Annotated in this window: 22 protein-coding genes; 9 read left to right on the forward strand and 13 right to left on the reverse strand. The window is 47.7% G+C overall.

From position 1 onward, the window contains the following. Positions 1–169: 169 nt before the first annotated feature. The 5 genes from Q0V82_RS10445 (at position 170) to Q0V82_RS10465 (ending at position 4,620) form a co-directional block, all read left to right on the forward strand. The gene (locus tag Q0V82_RS10445) at positions 170–1,393 is read left to right on the forward strand and encodes an STAS domain-containing protein (protein ID WP_297575505.1); all 1,224 of its coding nucleotides are present in this window, start codon (positions 170–172) and stop codon (positions 1,391–1,393) included. Positions 1,394–1,467: 74 nt separating this feature from the next. Next, on the forward strand, positions 1,468–2,040 hold the full coding sequence (gene hslV / locus Q0V82_RS10450) for an ATP-dependent protease subunit HslV (protein WP_297575507.1): 573 nt from the start codon (positions 1,468–1,470) through the stop codon (positions 2,038–2,040). Positions 2,041–2,177: 137 nt separating this feature from the next. After that, the gene (locus Q0V82_RS10455; protein ID WP_297575509.1) at positions 2,178–3,143 is read left to right on the forward strand and encodes a biotin--[acetyl-CoA-carboxylase] ligase; all 966 of its coding nucleotides are present in this window, start codon (positions 2,178–2,180) and stop codon (positions 3,141–3,143) included. Further along, positions 3,140–3,889, forward strand: a complete 750-nt coding sequence (locus Q0V82_RS10460) for a type III pantothenate kinase (RefSeq protein WP_297575511.1) — start codon at positions 3,140–3,142, stop codon at positions 3,887–3,889. Before Q0V82_RS10455 ends, Q0V82_RS10460 begins: the two co-directional genes overlap by 4 nt. Next, complete coding sequence (locus Q0V82_RS10465; protein ID WP_297575513.1) at positions 3,886–4,620, forward strand: SPOR domain-containing protein; 735 nt, start codon at positions 3,886–3,888, stop codon at positions 4,618–4,620. Before Q0V82_RS10460 ends, Q0V82_RS10465 begins: the two co-directional genes overlap by 4 nt. Positions 4,621–4,866: 246 nt before the next feature. Here Q0V82_RS10465 and Q0V82_RS10470 read toward each other — a convergent pair whose 3' ends face one another. The 8 genes from Q0V82_RS10470 to thiS form a co-directional block, all read right to left on the reverse strand. Then, a complete protein-coding gene (locus Q0V82_RS10470) occupies positions 4,867–5,697 on the reverse strand; it encodes a transglutaminase family protein (protein ID WP_297575515.1) in 831 nt (276 codons plus the stop codon). Between the two features lie 172 nt (positions 5,698–5,869). After that, a complete protein-coding gene (locus tag Q0V82_RS10475; RefSeq protein WP_297575517.1) occupies positions 5,870–6,502 on the reverse strand; it encodes a hypothetical protein in 633 nt (210 codons plus the stop codon). Beyond that, the gene (locus Q0V82_RS10480; RefSeq protein WP_297575519.1) at positions 6,495–7,784 is read right to left on the reverse strand and encodes a flagellar assembly protein T N-terminal domain-containing protein; all 1,290 of its coding nucleotides are present in this window, start codon (positions 7,782–7,784) and stop codon (positions 6,495–6,497) included. The genes Q0V82_RS10475 and Q0V82_RS10480 overlap by 8 nt, the downstream gene beginning before the upstream one ends. Next, the gene (locus Q0V82_RS10485; protein WP_297575521.1) at positions 7,781–8,332 is read right to left on the reverse strand and encodes an LPP20 family lipoprotein; all 552 of its coding nucleotides are present in this window, start codon (positions 8,330–8,332) and stop codon (positions 7,781–7,783) included. Before Q0V82_RS10485 ends, Q0V82_RS10480 begins: the two co-directional genes overlap by 4 nt. A 163-nt stretch (positions 8,333–8,495) precedes the next feature. Beyond that, positions 8,496–9,218: a tRNA (guanosine(46)-N7)-methyltransferase TrmB gene (gene trmB / locus Q0V82_RS10490; RefSeq protein WP_297575523.1), complete on the reverse strand. Its 723-nt coding sequence runs from the start codon at positions 9,216–9,218 to the stop codon at positions 8,496–8,498. A gap of 126 nt (positions 9,219–9,344) precedes the next feature. Further along, entirely contained in the window at positions 9,345–9,758 is a 414-nt protein-coding gene (locus Q0V82_RS10495; protein WP_374758540.1) for an N-acetyltransferase family protein, read from the reverse strand. A 140-nt stretch (positions 9,759–9,898) separates the two neighbouring features. Next, positions 9,899–10,690, reverse strand: a complete 792-nt coding sequence (locus Q0V82_RS10500; protein ID WP_297575527.1) for a thiazole synthase — start codon at positions 10,688–10,690, stop codon at positions 9,899–9,901. 144 nt (positions 10,691–10,834) lie between these two features. Beyond that, positions 10,835–11,038 (reverse strand): sulfur carrier protein ThiS, encoded by a 204-nt coding sequence (thiS, locus tag Q0V82_RS10505; protein WP_297575529.1) that lies wholly within the window; start codon positions 11,036–11,038, stop codon positions 10,835–10,837. A gap of 222 nt (positions 11,039–11,260) precedes the next feature. Between thiS and Q0V82_RS10510 the strand changes: the two genes are divergently transcribed. Further along, entirely contained in the window at positions 11,261–11,605 is a 345-nt protein-coding gene (locus Q0V82_RS10510; protein ID WP_297575531.1) for a DUF4870 domain-containing protein, read from the forward strand. A 64-nt stretch (positions 11,606–11,669) separates the two neighbouring features. On the opposite strand, the gene Q0V82_RS10515 is transcribed toward Q0V82_RS10510, so the two are convergent. From Q0V82_RS10515 to Q0V82_RS10530, 4 genes are all read right to left on the reverse strand, one after another. Beyond that, entirely contained in the window at positions 11,670–13,859 is a 2,190-nt protein-coding gene (locus Q0V82_RS10515) for a bifunctional (p)ppGpp synthetase/guanosine-3',5'-bis(diphosphate) 3'-pyrophosphohydrolase (RefSeq protein WP_297575533.1), read from the reverse strand. 9 nt (positions 13,860–13,868) lie between these two features. Further along, entirely contained in the window at positions 13,869–14,078 is a 210-nt protein-coding gene (gene rpoZ / locus Q0V82_RS10520) for a DNA-directed RNA polymerase subunit omega (protein ID WP_173533297.1), read from the reverse strand. 70 nt (positions 14,079–14,148) lie between these two features. Then, positions 14,149–14,763 (reverse strand): guanylate kinase, encoded by a 615-nt coding sequence (gene gmk / locus Q0V82_RS10525; protein WP_297575535.1) that lies wholly within the window; start codon positions 14,761–14,763, stop codon positions 14,149–14,151. Between the two features lie 39 nt (positions 14,764–14,802). Next, positions 14,803–15,657: a YicC/YloC family endoribonuclease gene (locus Q0V82_RS10530; RefSeq protein ID WP_297575537.1), complete on the reverse strand. Its 855-nt coding sequence runs from the start codon at positions 15,655–15,657 to the stop codon at positions 14,803–14,805. A 176-nt stretch (positions 15,658–15,833) separates the two neighbouring features. Between Q0V82_RS10530 and Q0V82_RS10535 the strand changes: the two genes are divergently transcribed. The 3 genes from Q0V82_RS10535 to eco all read left to right on the forward strand — a co-directional run bounded on the left by Q0V82_RS10535 (position 15,834) and on the right by eco (position 18,337). Further along, a complete protein-coding gene (locus Q0V82_RS10535) occupies positions 15,834–16,802 on the forward strand; it encodes a serine/threonine-protein kinase (RefSeq protein ID WP_297575539.1) in 969 nt (322 codons plus the stop codon). Continuing rightward, a complete protein-coding gene (locus tag Q0V82_RS10540) occupies positions 16,799–17,707 on the forward strand; it encodes a PP2C family serine/threonine-protein phosphatase (protein WP_297575540.1) in 909 nt (302 codons plus the stop codon). Before Q0V82_RS10535 ends, Q0V82_RS10540 begins: the two co-directional genes overlap by 4 nt. A 156-nt stretch (positions 17,708–17,863) precedes the next feature. Then, a complete protein-coding gene (eco, locus tag Q0V82_RS10545; RefSeq protein WP_297575541.1) occupies positions 17,864–18,337 on the forward strand; it encodes a serine protease inhibitor ecotin in 474 nt (157 codons plus the stop codon). Positions 18,338–18,399: 62 nt separating this feature from the next. Here the strand turns inward: eco and Q0V82_RS10550 are convergent. Beyond that, a partial coding sequence (locus Q0V82_RS10550; protein ID WP_297575543.1) for an HD-GYP domain-containing protein occupies positions 18,400–19,124 on the reverse strand: 725 nt, incomplete at its 5' end.

Here is a 19,124-nt window from a genome sequence, read left to right on the forward strand (position 1 = left end):
GATTTAAATGTGATCATCACAAAGAATTAGCGAATATTTTGCTTGTAAATAAGACCCTAGGCCGCGCATCATTCGTTCACCTATACTGGCTGAAAAGAGTTTCATTGCAAATGAATATTAGCAGTAAAATATAAGTGATTTGAGTGATTTCACCAACAGGATATCAGCAGTGTTTTCGTTTTTTCGTAAAAAAGATCAAGATGGCAATGAAGTTTTAACGCAGACCGCACCGATTACGGTGACGGCAGGCCATGAAGGCATTGCAACACAATCTCGCCCATTTGGTCCGGAAACCATCATTCCCTTAGCTGCAGAATCCACTGAACCGCAACACGACGCTCAGCAATACGATTTATCGCTATTAAAAATCGAAGTTCAATCCAATCACGATAGTTTATCCGCCGCTGAAGAGCAGGCGGCCATGCTACACGCTAACAGTCAACTTTCAGCAGCAATCAGCATTCTAGAGGCCGATCGACCTGAGTTTATCGGCCAACGCCGGCTTGAGCCTTGGTTAATGCTGTTTGAATTGTACCAACAACAAGACAATCGCGAAGCCTTTGATGCTTTGGCGCTTGAATTTGTGATGACTTTTGAAAAAACCCCGCCAATTTGGCGTCAGCATAGCCAGCATCAAGCTCAGCCTGCGAGTACTTCCGCGTATTATGCTTTTCCTGCCAAATTAGGCATCGAAACCATAGAGAAAGAAGCCAAACAATTTTTGGCATTACGCAAAAAAAATCCAAATATTCGTGTTGATTTTAGTAAGATGCAAAAAATCGATGCGCTGGGCGCGGCTGAATTAGTCGCCGTTTTGCCACGGCGCAATAAAGAGCAAGGTCAGTTGCAATTGATTGGCGCTCAAAATTTAATCACGCTAACCAGTAATAAAATCGAAGTGGGTCGACGTATTCCTGCCGAAGCCCCATTTTGGCTGCTGTTGATCGAAATACATCAGATTTTAGGTCAGCAAGAAGCGTTTGAAAATTTAGCGGTTGATTATGCAATTACCTATGAGGTGTCTCCGCCGTCTTGGGATATTGCCCAAGCGCCAAAAGACAGCCAACAAATTGCCTTAGATGAAGCCAAAGCGCGCGCTGAACTGGCCAATGAAGCGAATCAAGAAGCGCAACTGATCGGCATTATTACCGCCGATCAGCCACAGCTGATCCAAAAAATTGCCGATCTGGTGAACGATCAATCGCTTACAACGCTGGATTTTTCGCGGATTGATCGGATTGATTTTGAATCTGCTGGGCACATTCTTAATTTAGCGATGACCTGGTTACAGCAAGGTAAGCAAATTCGCATCATCAATATTAATGAATTGGTACTGGGCTTACTGCGTGTAATGGGTATTGCTGACATGCTGCAAATGGAAAGACGCAAATAATCCCAAGCTGGCTTGCTTTTCGCCCAACTGATGCCATCTAGAACCCAAATTTAATCTAAAACCAGGAGTTCAATATGGAACAATTTGACGGCACAACCATCGTCTCAGTACGTCGTGGCCAGCACGTCGCCGTGGGCGGCGATGGGCAAGTGACTCTGGGTAATGTGGTCATTAAGGGCACGGCTAGAAAGGTGCGTAAGCTGTATCACGATCAAGTGATTGTTGGGTTTGCCGGTGGTACGGCCGATGCCTTTACTTTGTTTGAACGCTTTGAAGCCAAATTAGAAAAACACCAAGGCCATTTAACCCGTGCTGCGGTTGAATTGGCCAAAGACTGGCGCACCGATCGGATGCTGCGCCGACTCGAAGCGATGCTGATTGTGGCCGACCCAACCGCCACCTTGGTGATTACCGGCAACGGCGATGTACTTGAGCCCGAAGAAGGCATTGCTGCCATTGGCTCAGGTGGCGCATTTGCGCAAGCAGCGGCAACCGCATTATTACAAAACACCGATTTATCGCCGGAAGTGATCGTCAAAAAAGCCCTCGAGATTGCCGGTAATATCTGTATCTATACCAATCAAAACCACACTATTGAAACCATGGGTGGTAATGAACCGGCGAAGATTGCGGCACCAACGAACTAAGCTCGACTCACGTTGGGTTTGCCCATAGTGGCAAATCCAACATCCATCACCATAATGTTGCACTCCATCGCGCAACTTGCGCGCCTACCACGTTGATCTGCGCGCACGCTAGCGCCAATCTGCAGTAAAATCGCCCCATGCACGATACCATCAGCCTCTTGCGCGAGCTTAATGCGCACGACTTTACCTCCGGTGCCGAAATTGCCCAACGCCTTGCGATTTCCCGCGCCAGTGTGTCACTGGGACTCTCCAAAGCCGAAACCTATGGCGTTCATCTCGTGCGTCGCCACGGTGTTGGCTACCGCCTTGAGCAGCCCATTGATTGGCTAGACCAAACGCTTATAGAGGGGTATTTGCAGCCAGGCAGCATTGCCAAAGTTGTTGTGAGCAATACCCTCGGTTCGACCAATCGACAATTATTGCTCGATCCGCAGCACGGCAAATTACTGGTCACCGAATGGCAAGACGCAGGCCGAGGGCGTTTAGGCCGACCGTGGATGGGCGTGCTCGGCGGCAGCCTGTTGTTTTCTTTAGCGTGGCGCTTTGATGGCGGCTCGGCGCAATTGGCCGGTTTACCACTGGCGGTGGGCGTTGCTGTGGCCAGCGTATTGCGCCAAGCGGGCGTTACAGCCATTGGGCTGAAATGGCCGAATGATTTATTGCTGCAACTGGATGGCCAACAGTGGGCCAAAGTGGGCGGGATTTTAATCGAAATGCAAGGCGATGCCCTTGGCCCTTCGCACGTGGTGATCGGCATCGGGCTCAATATCGCCCTGCCCGAGTCCAATCAACTTGACCAAGCGGCAGCCAGCTTAATGTCCGCAGGCTTAAATTGCGGACGCAATGAATTACTCGCCCGACTGATGAATCAATTAGAAACCACGCTCAATCAATTTAGCCAAAGCGGTTTTTCGGCTTTACGACCCCAATGGGAAGCACTCCATACCTGGCCCAATGAATTACTCAATGCCATTGCGCCTAACGGGCAAATTAAGACTGGGTATTTCGCTGGACTTAGCGCTGATGGTTCTCTGCGGCTCAATACCCCAGATGGTGAATGCTTGATTCATACCGGCGATGTGAGCTTAAGGCGGGCTATATGATGTGCCAAGCGCCCTATTTATTACTTGATTTAGGCAATAGCCGAATCAAATGGCGACACAATCCATCGGGATACAGCGGCGTTGCCCATACCTGCAGTGAGCTATGGCAGCAAGTTGCCGATTTGCCGGTCAGCGGACAAATTTTAGGCTGCGCGGTGGGCGCTGCGGATTTACAACAGCAAATCGATCAACTCTTTGCCCAGCACTGGCAAGTGCAACCGCAATGGCTGCAAGTCACTCGCCACGCGCTAGGGATTGTGAATCACTATCCACAGCTTCACGAGCAAGGCCCTGATCGTTGGGCGGCAGTTTTGGGCGCACACCAGCACTATCCACAGCAAAACCTATTGGTGGTTTCGGCGGGGACCGCGATTGTTATCGACACCTTACTCGCCAATGGCGATTATTTAGGCGGCAGCATCGCCCCGGGGCTGGGTCTGATGAAATCGGCGCTGCATCAAGCCACCGCACGCTTGCCGCACGCTTGCGGTACGCTACAAGCTTTTCCTCAATCAACACTGGATGCCATCGAAACCGGCTGTCTGCGGGCCATCATCGGCTCCGTCGAGCAAGCATTGAGCGCCGCAATCGCCCATGGCCATCCCATCGACCAAGTGCTGGTCTTCGGTGGCGATGCTGCCTATTTACAACCCTTACTTCACGCCAAGGCCATCGCAATGGATAATCTAGTCCTCGACGGTTTAGCCGCTTTACTCGCGGCAGGCGATGGGAAATTAAAGCCATGAAATGGTTATTTATTGCACTCGTCATCGTCAATGCAGCGATTTACGGCTTTTCACAACTGGAAACACCGCCGTCTTCTATTGAACTCACTCAGCGCGAAAAAAATGCCAGCGCGGTGAAAGTCGTCACCGGCCAATTAGGTCAAGCCACTGCGGTCAATGTGGCCAGTGAGCCTGTAACAGCGAGCGCACCGCAGGCGACTGCGACTGCGACTGCGACGGCAACTGCGAAGCCAACCCCGACCAGCAAACCCACGCCAACGCCAGTCGCCGAGATTGGCCGTTGCTGGCGCTGGGCAGGCATTACTGGCGAGCAAATCGACAATGCCCGCATGAAGATTCAAAACTTAAGCTTAATCGCCAGCGAAACCGCCAGTGGCGAATCAAGTAAGGTATGGGTGTATATGCCCCCATTGGCCAGCTTAGAAATCGCCAAACAAAAAGCCGCGCAACTGGCCGAAATGGGCGTGACGGATTATTTTGTCGTTAACAATGGTGGTCGTTGGCAAAATTCGATTTCTTTAGGGGTATTTAGCAATCGAGAAGCCGGCGAGCGCCATTTGGCAGAGCTTAAAGCGCTGGGCGTTAAATCAGCGGTGGTGCGAGAAAAAGACGATACCTTAAGGCAAGCGAGCTTTAGCTTTAAAAACCTCAATTCGCAGCAAAGCGACAAACTGGCTAAACTCAGCGCGCAATTTAGTGGCTCGGTATTACGCGAAAACAAATGTAAATAAGTGCGCGTGCAAAAGTTGAATGGCAAGGCGTTGATGCCGTAAACAATACATCGAATACGACAAGGCGAGACAACGATGCAAGCAAGCTTTTGCTTCATCACTTAAATCGTTAAGCCATCGTCGGATTGCTGCATGACCTAGCATGGCCAGACCACATTGATGCGCGCATTTAAATAAAAAGGCATAAACGCTTAGGTTTATGCCTTTTTATTGCTCAAGAAATCAATCTTTATCAATCAACAAAAACTAAATGATTTTAATTCGATCTTTATCTGGATAAAAATCCGCCAAAACATGCGTCATGGTTGCGGCAGAGATAGGATGTTTTCTTTGAAATACTTTAGGTACTTTAGCGCCTATTGGCATTAAGCGAATTTGCGTTGCATTAGTATTAAAATCATAGCGATGCTCTAAGCGCGTCGTAAAGTAATACAAATACGGCTTAATCCATTTTAAATAATATTTAGCTTTAATCGGTGTCGTCGATAGCAAACTCAAATGCACCTCGGCTTGATCAATCGCTTGCGTGAGTTCCAGCGCATTCACCGCTTGCTGATTGAGTATTGGAATCATATTCCATTGGGCATCGGCCATCACCCATTTGGCTAAATCATGTAAATACACTTCAGTCACCACATGGCCAGCGCTTGAACGTTTGTGCTCAACATCTTGCGTCATCAAACTCAGTATTCTTGCGGGGAAACCCAAAGCCGCCAAGGCCGTCGCCAATACGATGGCGTATTCAACGCAGCGAAATTGCTGCCCTTGCGCTGCCTCTGCAACAATGGTCATCGCGTCATTTTGGCTGGGGGTATTTTGGCCATTATGCTGCCACAGATGATGTACCCAATGCATCACTCGCAGCAAACGGGCGGTATCGGTTAACTCTGATTCAATCAATTCATCTAATGCGTATTTAATTCTAAATTGGGTTAGATATTCATCTTGATCACCGGCAAAATGCGATTCCAATACTGAAAACGACTGCAAATCAAAATCAATACGAGGCGTCATTGGCGCAAGCAGCGAGCTTATTTTTTTAAACAATTTAAAACGCTGCAGTTTATTGCGTAACATTGAATACCCTCAATAAAAGACTGAGACGGTGACAAATTGATGGCTGAGTTTAATACAGAGCAACAGCGATTGCACCATCAACAGCCGATCTGAATTAATCACTATAAAAATACAACAATAAAATAGCAGCGTAAAAACGCTGCTATTTTATTGTCATTCACTGAGATTTAAATTAAGGGTAACTATAATATTGCCAGCGCAGTTCTGAGTTTTTTTCAGTATAAAATTGCGGCGATGCTAATTTGCGCCCCGCCACCGGCATTTCGGGCTCTGGCGCTTTAGCGGCTTCAACTTCTTGTCCCCAAGCTGGACGATTTTTGGTCGCCGAATTCATCCCTTTGGCTGGCGGCAAAATAGCATAACTTGGCATTTGCGACGCCGGTAACACCCGCACAAAACCCGGGTTTGCCCTGTACGATTTAGCATGAGTGCTGGATTTAGCGTGGGTTTTGGACTTTGCCGAACCGTGTGCGCCCGGCGCTTTGGAGCGAACTACCGGGCGATGCACCGATGCTGAGCTACCAAATTGCGGCGCGACATAGCGCACCACCGGTGGCGGTTTAACCGGCATCGCTTCAGCGGCGGCGGCAGGCTCAGCAGCATGCGCACCTTCGGGCTGGGCAATTTTAATCGGCGCACTCATTGGCTGAGGTGCCGCATGACGCGATTTTTCGGCCGGTTTTTCTGCTCCCGCCGGCGCATGCGATTCAGCGGCCTTAATCGGTTTGGTTTCCGCTTTATGCGCAGGCTCATTGGCCCACAGCACCGTGGGCATCAACAATAACAGCAGTGTTTTTTTAATCATTATTTCGCTCCGATCCAACAAAACGAACATAATCACCCGGCTCAACTTTTAAGCCGTCGATCCTTCCCATGGCAAATAAGGGCTGCACTTGTTGCACCGTGAATGTGCCGCCTTTTTGTTCTGGCATGCCTAAACGCATTGTCGGCGCAAAATTGGCCGAATCAATCGGCATTGCCGTCGGTGAAACCCGATACACCTGCAAGGTATCGCCCGGGCGCATATTTGATGTATAGCCTGCATCGATATACACCGCGTTTTTATCCACACGGGTAATGCGTGCCGAAAAGGGAATACAGCTCAAATCTTGTGACACTAAAGTGCCAGCCTCTTTGAGTTTATCCGTCACCAAACGGCCATAATCAGTCTGAGTAAAGCCGACCGTCCCCAAAGCTGAGCTGACTTCTTGCACCACCTCACCACTGGCTTGACCTGCAATCCGATGCCGGTTCACCAAAGCGCCCGACACGCCATCAAAAACAAAAAGCTCTAAATCAAAACGGCGCGCAGCCGGCACGGCTTTGACGCCCACTTGGGCAAAATTGAGAATCGGCAGACTCGCCACTGATTTTTTTTCATAAGGGCGCAGGTCAGAGCCATACGCCAGGGTGTAACGCTCGCCGAACAATGTGGTATCGCGCACAATGCCGCCGACAATAAATTGCACTGAATACTGCTGCGCCAAGGCGCGCACTCGCTCAGGTTGCAATAAAGGATCAACAAATTGCGGCAACACATCAAACACCGCCACATTGGGCGAACGTTGCGGTAAAAACTGCTGACTGTCGTATAACTGGCGAACCAACTCGATTTGAATCCCTTCTGGAAATCGATCTAAATCTTGCGTTTGCGCTGGATGCTCGATCCAAAAATGCGAAATCAACACCTTGCGCCGAAAATCATCCAAATCACAGCGCTCAACGGGTCGGGCGGTATTGCGCGCAGTCGATGCCACAGCCTTGCTTGGCAAAGGACTGACCAGCGGTGCTGGCGGGGCAATATCGAGTAAAACGTGCAAAAAACCATTGCTTTGCCACTCGCGCAGCAATTGATACTGACCTTGCGGCGTACCACTGATTTTGCTGGTTTCGCCCCACTGCCCTGATTTTTTGACGCTTAAACTCGTCACTTGCGCGCCATTAAACAGCGCGGCATTTTCTAGCGCGTCTTGCACCGCCAATGTTCGGGCCGCAGCCAGCCCATCTAAACCCACAGGCGCAATGCCTTCAAATTCGGCGGCCCAGACGGCTTGGCATAGCAGGCAAAAAACAATTAATTTTTTCACAAGGAGAGGTAGTAATTTTGTGTGGGTGAAATTTGCGCCGCTAAGGGCTGCGGCACCGCCGGCATGGGTGTTGGCGTTGGCACGACCGGTGTGTGCGGCGCGGCGGCAGCATCTTTCATCGGCACAGGCGCGGCACGATAAAAATCACCACCGAGCGTTAATTCTAAAATGGTTTCAAAAGCACCATCGGGCAATGGCGTAATGCTGACAATTCTTGCACCACGCAAATAAGCTTCGACATAGGCTTTAAAACTATCGTTGGTCAGCGCCATTGCAGAAACGGTACTGCTACCAACGATTTTAATCCCGGCTACGGTTTCCGCTAATGATCGATACGCATCGAGCTTGGCGGCGCGCATCGCCAATAAGTGTCGCTGAGCTTGACTTAAACCTTCACCAAGTGGCATTGCGCCATGTCCCACTGCGGTCACTTTAGTGGGTAAAACCGCAGGCGGCATGGCATCACCGGCTATTTTTCCCGAGCTAGCGCAAGCCGTTAAACCGAACACGGTCATCAGCAAGACAATAATAAGTTTTAATTGGTGCATATTACGCTCCCGCCCATACAATAAGATTAACTCTAGCAAGCCTAGCGACAGGCGCTAGTTCTTTTATATCGGCAGAAAGTGGATTTTCTATAGCGGAGCAACTGCATATTGCTTGACGCTAACCCTGCGTGGTGCTGCAAGCCCAACGTCATCCGATCCAAGCTTATTTTTTCTTAAACACTAAATCCCAAACACCATGGCCTAATTTAATGCCGCGGTTTTCAAACTTAGTCAGCGGACGGTATTCTGGACGCTCAGCAAAGCCTGTTGGACTGGTCGCAGTATTCTCTAGCGTTGGCTCAGCACTTAACACCGCCAACATTTGCATCGCATAATCTTCCCAATCGGTTGCCAAATGTAAATAGCCACCCGATTGAATCCGCGATACCAATTGCGCAACAAATTCAGGCTTAATTAAGCGGCGCTTATTGTGGCGCGATTTATGCCATGGATCTGGAAAGAAAATATGCGCGCCAGCCAAACTATCTACCGGCAGCATGTTTTCTAACACTTCAACCGCATCATGTTGCACGATGCGCAAATTGCTTAATGACTGCTCACCAATCAATTTTAATAAGCTACCCACGCCTGGCGTATGCACTTCTACACCTAAAAAGTCGGTCTCTGGCCGCTGCGCCGCAATCTCTGCTGTTGCCGTGCCCATGCCAAAACCGATTTCTAAAACGCGCGGCGCATTGCGACCAAATGCTTGCGCTAAATCCAGCGCATTCGGGCTGTAATCAATGCAAAACTGCGGGCCAAATTCTTCTAAAGCCCGCGCTTGACCGCTCGACAAATGGCCTTGGCGTAAAACAAAGCTACGAATACGGCGTTGTTTTAGCGCATTGTCTTCGTTTTCAACGATGGGATTTTGTTCGTTTTCCATGGTATTTCCTTATGCTTTACTGGATAAAAAATGCCGCGGCATCGGTTTAGCAGCGGCATTTTTATTGAATACGCGTATGGTAAAACGACTGGCCGATTTCACCAAGCTTTACCCACGTTCCAAGGCTCAAACGGCCAAGGAATAACTACGAAACTCGCGATCGAGTTGATACGCCAACGACTCATACAAAGCTTGCGCCCGAGTATTGCTGTGCGCGGTAGAGAGTTTAAGTCGGGCGGCCCCCACGGCTTTGGCATGCGCGGCGGCTTTTTGCATTAACTGACGCGCCACGCCCTGCCCGCGCGCCGATTCAATCACGTATAAATCATTGAGTAATAAAATGCGCTGGCATAGCGATGAACTAAACAAAGGATAAAGTTGGACAAAACCCTGCACCGCACCAGAATCGCCCTCCGCCAGCAAAATCACCGACTCACCCAAAGCCAAGCGCTCACCTAAAAATTGCCGCGCTAGTGCCAAATCACTGGGCATTTGATAAAACACTCGGTAAGCATCAAAAACGGCAGCCAGAGCATCCAGATCATCTTAATTAGCGTAGCGAATTAAGCTCATATGCATCTCAAATAAAAAAGGGTATTGGCTTGCAGCATACGTTTAGCGATAGCTGCAAGGCAATACCCTGATTACTCATCATTTCAGAACAGCTTGTTCTCTAATTTTTATTTCGCGGCAGCAATCATTCCGGTCACTGGGCTTGATGGATCGGCGCTGTACAGTTTGCGCGGAACACGGCCTGCCAAAAAGGCATCGCGACCAGCTTGGACTGCCAATTTCATCGCTCTGGCCATCCGAATTGGGTCGCGCGCACCAGCAATCGCGGTATTCATCAAAATCCCATCGCAACCGAGCTCCATCGCAATCGCCGCGTCCGATGCAGTACCAACACCGGCGTCGATCAACACCGGCACTTTGGCCGAATCAATAATCAGGCGCAGATTCCATGGATTGATAATCCCCATGCCAGAGCCAATCAAAGACGCTAAAGGCATGATCGCGCAGCAACCGATTTGCTCGAGTTCTTTGGCAATAATCGGATCATCCGACGTATACACCATCACATCAAAGCCATCAGCAATGAGGATTTCTGCCGCTTTTAAGGTCTCACGCACATTGGGATACAAGGTATTGGGGTCGCCCAAGACTTCTAGCTTGACTAATTTATGGCCATCGAGCAATTCACGCGCCAAACGCAAAGTACGCACTGCGTCTTCACTATTGTAGCAACCGGCAGTATTAGGTAAGTAAGTGTATTGCGATGGTGGCAAAGCCTCTAATAACGACGGCTGACTGGTATCTTGGCCAAGATTGACGCGGCGAATCGCCACAGTGACAATCTCAGCGCCCGACTCATCCACTGCGGCCCGCGTTTCTTGGAAATCTTTATATTTACCAGTGCCAACAATCAGGCGAGATTGATACGTTTTACCGGCAATTTGAAATACATCAGACATAGTAAACCCCTGCGTTGCAATGAATTATTTTTCGCTCAACATCCAAGCCAGCAATCAGCGACATGCTTTTTGGCAAAGCGGCACAGATATTTTTAAAGGTATTGGCTTATCAGCCTTATTTAATAAAGCCTACAAATCAATACCTCAACCTCCACCGACAGCAACGACCATTTCAAGCACATCGCCATCAGCCAGCCAAGTTGCCGGGTATTGGCTTTTGGCCACAATCTCACCATTGCGCTCAATCGCAATCCGCTTACCCAGCAAATCTAAGGCCAGCACTAAGTCAGTAATACTCAGTGAGGCAGGAAAGGTTTTTGCCTCTCCGTTGATAGAAATTTGAATCATAATCTAGCCCTAAATGCAAAGATTCTGTCAGTTTATCATGCTAATCGGGTGTGTTTTTGACGCTGCGCAGCTCTAGCAGTCAATCCAACTAAAAAATGAGTCTCTGTGAGCTAAGACCTCATTTGATTGTGAATTTTGACCAAGTTGCCAAGAATTAGTAAGTTTGTAGTATGCTCAACCCTTCAATTTATCGCCCAAAACGCGAAAACAAGGTTTGCTCTTATGAATGAAATCGAAATCATCCCTGCGCCTAGCCGCGAAAGCCAGAATATCATTCTGCTGATTTGGCTCGGTACTTTCTTTTTTGGTTTTATCCCGTCATTGATTATTTATTTGGTCAAACAAGATGATGCGGCAGTGACCGATCAAGCCAAAGAGGCACTCAATTGGTCCATCACCACCCTACTCGGCTACGCCGCCGGCTGGATATTGACCTTTGTTTTAATTGGTTTTTTAATTTTTCCGGTGGTGGCCGTTTGCCATTTTATTTTTTGTATTTTAGGTGCTATCAATGCCAGCAAAGCTCAGCCCTATCGACTGCCATTTAATATTCGTTTATTAAAATAAATAAACCATCAGACGCAAAAAAAAGCATTCGATTTCAATCGAATGCTTTTTTTATGGCCGCAATTTACAGTGCGCGAACGCGTTGCAAACGATAGACCACCGGCAAACTGCGTAAGCTTTTGAGTACGCGCGCCAAGTGCAAACGATTACTCACTTGCAAAGTAAATTGCACACTCAAATAACGCTCATGTGAATCGACCATATCGCCCATCGCCACCGCCGAAATATCGGCATCGGCATCGGCAATCGCAGCGGCCAAGGCCGCCAAAGTGCCGCGCTCATTCTCTGCTAAAACCTTCACCGGCACATCAAACATTCGCGCCACTTCAGGGTCCCAGTCCACATCGATCAATTTATCGGCGTCGATTCGGCCTTTAGAAACTTGTGGGCAATCATGCGTATGCACCACCAAACCCTGGTCTTTTTTCACAAAACCTAAAATCGGATCGCCAGGAATTGGATTGCAACAGCGCGCAAATTGAATCGCCATCCCTTCGGTACCACGAATCGACACCGACATTGGTTTTTTACCTTGGCGACCGTCTTCAGGCCAAGTTCCGGCTAATTGCAATAAGCGTTTGGCGACGACAACGCCTAGTTTTTGCCCCAAACCCACGTCGGCCAGCACCGAATCACGCGATTTTTCGCCACTTTCGCGCAGATATTTTTCCCATACTTCATCACTGACTTGCAATGGCTGATGCAAGGCGGAAAAAGCTTGATTGAGCAATCGCTCGCCCAAATGCACCGATTCATCAAAACGCATGGTGCGCAAGAAATGTCGAATTTGTGAGCGCGCCTTACCGGTGGTGACAAACGCCAGCCAGCTTGGATTAGGCTTGGCATGCGCCGCCATGACGATTTCGACGTGATCGCCATTTTTAAGTTTATTACGCAGTGGCACCAGCTCGTGATTGACCTTGGCAGCAATACATCGGTTGCCAATATCGGTATGCACGGCATAGGCAAAATCAACGCAGGTCGAGCCATTGGGCAGGCTTAAAATCGTGCCTTTGGGCGTAAACACATACACTTGATCCGGGAATAAATCGACTTTGATGTGCTCAAGAAACTCAACCGCATCGCCACTTTCAGATTGCAGCTCAAGTAAAGACTGAAGCCATTGATGGGTTTTTTGCTGAACCTCAGAAAAACCTTCATCACCGCTTTTATACATCCAGTGACTGGCCACACCAGCATCGGCAATCCGATGCATTTCACCAGTGCGGATTTGCACCTCAATCGGCGTACCGTAAGGGCCAAATAATGTCGTGTGTAAACTTTGATAACCATTGGTTTTGGCAATGGCAATGTAATCTTTAAACTTACCCGGAATCGGCTTATAGAGTGCGTGCAAAGCACCTAAAGTCAGATAGCAATGCGCTACGTCTTTAACAATCACCCGAAATGCATAAATATCCAAGACTTCAGAAAAGCTCAAATGCTTTTCTTGCATTTTGCGGTAAATCGAAAATAAGTTTTTTTCTCGCCCGGTCACCACCGCGTCAATTTGCTGGGCTTGTAATTTGGCTTGAATTGAATCGAGGATTTTTTGCAGCACTTCTCGGCGATTGCCGCGCGCTGCTTTTAATGCTTTGGATAAAACATAATATCGGCGTGGATGGATATATTTAAACGCTAAATCATCCAGCTCTTGATAAACGCCATTTAGGCCAATGCGATTGGCAATCGGCGCGTAAATTTCCATCGTTTCGCGCGCAATGCGTTTTTGCTTATCCGCCCGCATTGAATCCATCGTGCGCATATTATGCAAACGATCCGCCAGCTTAATCAGCATCACGCGTAAATCACGCGCCATGGCCAAGAGCATTTTACGGAAATTCTCGGCTTGAGCTTCTTCTTTACTTTGAAATTCCAGCTTGTCGATCTTGCTCATGCCATCAACCAGCTCAGCAACGGCTTTGCCGTAGCGCTCAGTCAATTCGAGCTTAGTCACGCCGCTGTCTTCCATCACATCGTGCAATAAAGCAGCAGCTAAAGCTTGTGCGTCCAGTTTCCATAGCGTAAGAATGCCAGCTACGGCTAAGGGATGCGAAATATAAGGTTCACCAGACTGACGCATCTGACCACGATGCGCCGCCTCGGCAAACAAAAAAGCCGAGAACAACATCTCTCGGTCTTCATTTTTGAGGTAAGCCGTTTTTTCATTTAAAAACCGGCTCGCCTCCTCAATCACTTCCGGTGCATCAATTAACGCCGGTACATCCGCTGAAGTGAGAGAGAGATTCTGCATCGTTTACAATTAAGAACGAGTACGAGTCAGAATATCAACACCGACCAAACCCGCCGACATTTCGCGCAATGCCAACACGGTTGGCTTTTCACGGCCGTTGTTTTCTACTTGTGGGGTTGAACCGTTTTCGATTTGACGCGCACGAAATGCAGCCGCCAAAGTCAGGTCAAAACGATTAGGAATGCGATCGAGGCAATCTTCAATAGTTACACGTGCCATAGGGTTTATCTCCGAGTGCGGCTAGCCCGTGGATGGGCGAAACCGCGTATTATAGCACTTACTGCGAAAATTAGCCTTTTAAGCTTGAAATCAAGGCAGTATGGCGCTCAGACTGGCGCGCTAAGGTCAATCGTTGTGCACGCACTACGGCAATCATGTCACGAACCGCATCATCGATATGCTCATTCACAATCACAAAATCAAATTCATCAACATGATTAACCTCTTCTTTGGCCACCGCCAAACGGCGCGCGATCACTTCATCGCTGTCTTTGCCACGGCCACGCAGTCGATTTTCCAAGGTAGCTAAGCACGGTGGCAAAATAAAGATGCCGATGGCCTCAGGGAATAAGCGACGCACTTGCTCGGCACCCTGACAATCGATTTCTAACAAAATATCCCGGCCATTGGCGATGACTTCATTAATCCATAGCTGAGATGTACCGTAATAATTGCCATACACCTCGGCAAATTCCAACAGCTCACCCGCCGCAATCATTCGCTCAAATTCGGCGCGATCAACAAAGTGATAGTCTTTACCATGGATTTCACCATCGCGTGGCGGGCGAGTGGTAAACGAAATCGAGAGTTGAACTTGACTATCAGCAGCGAGCAAAGCCGCCACCAAGGTCGTTTTTCCTGCGCCTGATGGTGCAGTCACCACCAGTAAATTACCTTTGACCATATTTAAATCCTCTACAACCTGCAAACAAGTCGCAATAGTTTATTCGATATTTTGAACTTGCTCGCGCATTTGTTCGATCAAGACTTTCAGTTCCATCGCCACTTTGGTGGTTTCCACTGAAACCGATTTCGATCCCAAGGTATTGGCTTCACGGTTGAGTTCTTGCATCAAGAAGTCCAAACGCTTACCGGCATTGCCGCCTTTTTGCAAAATTCGGCGCAATTCGGCGATATGCGTTTGCAGGCGATCAATTTCTTCCAGAATGTCCACTTTTTGCGCAAAGATCACCATTTCTTGGCGAACTCGGTCATCGTCGCCACAACCTATGGCCTCAACAAAGCGTAAAGTCAGTTTGGCTTCATAATCAGAGATAATTTGTGGCAATAATGGTTTCACGCCGGCAATCAAGGCATCCATCGCCTCAACGCGCTCCAATAAAATCGCCGCCAATTTCGCGCCTTCGCGCGCTCGACTGGCTAAAAAGTCGACCAAAGCCACATCCAGCACTTCCAGCGCAGTCGCTTGCAATAGCTCGGTTGGCAACGCATCCGATTCAATCACACCAGGCCAGCGCAAAATATCGGCCATGCGTAAATCGCCCGCGCTGGCTTGATGCTCTTTGACTTGATCAGCCAAACGCAGCAACTCTGCGACTAAAGCGTTGTTTAAGCGCAACTGCGTGTTGGCCGCTTCGCGAACATTAAAATTCAAACGGCACTCTAATTTACCGCGATTAAGACGCCCGCTGAGTTTCTCGCGAATTGCGCCTTCTAAAGCACGAAATTCCTCAGGCAATCTTAGGCTTAGATCTAAAAAGCGATGATTGACGGCGCGTAATTCCACCGACAGAACACCCTGCGATAATTCTCTTTGGGCACTTGCGTATCCAGTCATGCTATAAATCATATAACTTCCTTCTTTAATACGCGCCGCTTTACACTTACGGCAGTAGGGCTGACACTAATGGACTATTGACGCTTGATTCACCGCGAAATTGCGTAAGCTGCGGCAAAACGCCAGACATCAACAGGCCCTAGAACTATTCACTCAGAGTATAACCAAAACTAAGCATGGCCACCCCAAGCAATCAACCGCTCGCACGCGGATACCAATTACAGAACTACACCATCGCCAAGCTTTTATCAGCGGGGGGATTTAGTATTGTTTATTTGGCTCACGACGAACACGACTACCCTGTCGCGATCAAAGAGTATTTACCCAATTCTTTAGCATTGCGCAAAGAAGGCGTGGCGGTACAGGCCGTCAGCGAAGAGCACATTGCGCTGTTTCGGCATGGTTTGAAATGCTTTTTTGAAGAAGGCAAAACACTCGCCCGAATTCAGCATCCGAATATTGTGCGCGTGCTGAATTTTTTCCGCGCCAACGACACCGTGTATATGGTGATGGAATACGAGCGCGGCCGTACTTTACAAAAAGAAATTCAAATCAATCATGAACGTGAAGGCGTTGATGAAAAACTCATTCGCAGTGTGTTTTTTAATTTACTCAATGGTTTACGTGAAGTTCATTTAAATAAATTACTGCATTTAGATATCAAACCGGCCAATATTTATATTCGTAAAGATGGCTCGCCGGTTTTACTCGATTTTGGCTCGGCACGCCAATCGCTCACTGCTGAACAATCTCGACTGACGCCAATGTATACCCCAGGCTTTGCTGCGCCCGAACAATATCGCAAAAAAGAACAATTAGGCCCTTGGACCGATATTTATGGCATTGGCGCATCCATTTTTGCCTGTATTGCGGGGACGGCACCACAACCGGCTGATGGCCGCGAGAAAGAAGATAAAGTACAACGTTTAGAGCAAGCTTATGGGGATCGTTATTCGCCAGAATTGTTAGCGCTGATTCATCAGTGTCTTGAAATTGATCATGAAAAACGACCACAAAGCGTATTGCAAATTCAAAAATTACTACTTGAACCGGGCTCAGTGCCGCGTAAAAAAGGCAGCCTTATTCATATGATCAAGCGAAAATGGACCGAATTGATTCGCCCGAAACGCGGAGATCAATCATGAAATTTACCGTTTTCCAAGAAAGCCGCAAAGGTGGCCGCCAATATAATCAAGATCGTTATGGCTATTCATACAGCCGTGATGCCTTATTATTAGTCGTCGCCGATGGTATGGGCGGCCATTTACACGGTGAAGTGGCTGCGCAAATCACCGTCGAATTACTCAGCGATCAATTCCAAAAAAAAGCCACGCCCATTATTCATCATCCGAATGATTTTTTGCATGATGCTTTATTGCGCTGCCATGATGCCATTTATAACTATGCAATTACTCACCACCTGATTGAAGTGCCGCGAACGACCATAGTCGCCTGTATTATTCAAGACGGTATGGTGTATTGGGCGCATGTTGGCGACTCGCGTTTTTATCTAATTCGTAATGGCCAAACGATTGCTCAAACCAGAGATCATTCTAAAGTCAGAAAATTAGTCGATGCGGGCATCATTACCGAAGACGAAGCACTACACCATCCAGAAAAAAATAAAATCTACAATTGCTTGGGTGGCAGTTTATTGCCAGAGATCGAAATCGGCGGAAAAATGAGCCTCAATGATAGCGATGCGATTTTATTATGCACCGATGGCTTTTGGGGCTCTTTAAATGCGGAAGAAATTAATCATTTTTTGTCTTCATTCCCAGTTTTATTCTCGGTACCACAACTGATGGATCGCGCTGAATTACGTGGTGGTGCCAATAGCGACAATCTCACTGCGCTGGCAATTAACTGGCATGACAATCATGAATTTGGCGATACCGAAGCATTTGTTTCTACTCAAAATCTAGACATCAATACCATTAGTACCCATATTGATGAGCAAAGCTTTATGACTGCGCCAGAAATTAGTGAAGATGATATTGAAAAAGCCATTGCCGAAATCCAAGCGGCGATTAATAAATACTCAAAATAAAGTGATGCACTTCATTGGCTGACTGTGAATAGTTGCTACTTTTCAGCCAATAGATTCCTTATGATGGTTAAAATTTTGTCATCTCGAAAGCCGCAACTTAAACCGATCTTTTCAATCAGTTTATTTCGAGTAAAAAACAACTACAGGAAAATCATCATGAAACTTCAGCATGCCATTATTGCCTTGAGTGCCATCACTTGCGCTAGCGCTTTTGCTGCTAGCCCAGATCCACTGCAAGCTTACCCTGCAGCAGAAGCGGGTTTTGTGCGTAAAGTGATTCAATTACCGAAAGTTAAAAACCCTGAGCTTTATCGTGTGCAATTATTGGCAGGTAAAATGATGGAAGTCGATTGCAATCAAACGCGTTTAGCCGGCGAGCTAAAAGAAGAAACCGTACAAGGCTGGGGCTATAATTACTGGGTATTACCCGAAGTAAAAGGCGGAATTAGCACCATGATGGCTTGCAACCCACAAGAAGCTAAAAAATCAGCTTTTGTGGCCGTCTATTCAGAAAAACTCTATCGCTATAATGCTAAATTACCGGTCGTGGTTTATGTGCCTGAAGGCATCGAATTACGCTACAGAATTTTCTCGGCCAAAGACAAGACTCAAACGGCAATGGATAAATAATAAAATTTAAGCCAAGCACAATGCAAGCATTGCCTTATTCAATTCATCCATCGATGGCGGGTTTAAGGCAATAAAAACCGGGCGATGTTGATCTGCCATTTGGCGGGATCTTCATGGCCCATTATTTTATCTGCGCCTCCCTTGCCCATGGGTCTGGCTAAATCAACAATAATGGGCGTGATATAGGTATTGGATTTGGTAGTAAAGATGACTTTTAATTTTGGCTGCAATAAACTGCCTTCATTTTGCTCAATCACAATGCCCAAACGCCCTGATTCTAAGCGCACCAAAGAGCCAACAGGATAAATGCCAACGGTACGCATAAAAGCCTGTACCAATTCAGGATTAAAATGAAATTTACTCCATTCCCAAAGTTTTCTTAATCCTTCCGTCGCTGGCATTCCGACGTGATAACAACGGTCCGACGTAATCGCGTCATACACATCGACCACCGCGGCCATTTGTGCCATTTGGCTAATTTCATTGCCCGGCAGTTTATGCGGATAACCCGTACCATCCATGCGCTCATGATGATGCAAAGTAATCTCCAGCGGAATGGCTTCCATATCATCGATATGCCGCAAAATATTCCATCCTTCCTCAGGATGACTGCGCATAATGTCAAATTCGGCTTCAGTTAAACGCCCTGGCTTATTTAAAATTTCATTGGGTACTTTCATTTTTCCGGTGTCATGCAATAAACCACCAATTCCAGCCAAACGAATTAAATTGCGATCCATTCCTAATGACTGCGCAAAAGTCACCATTAAGGTGCATACACTGACTG

The sequence above is a fragment of the uncultured Deefgea sp. genome, assembly GCF_947072475.1.
Classification (GTDB): Bacteria; Pseudomonadota; Gammaproteobacteria; order Burkholderiales; family Chitinibacteraceae; genus Deefgea.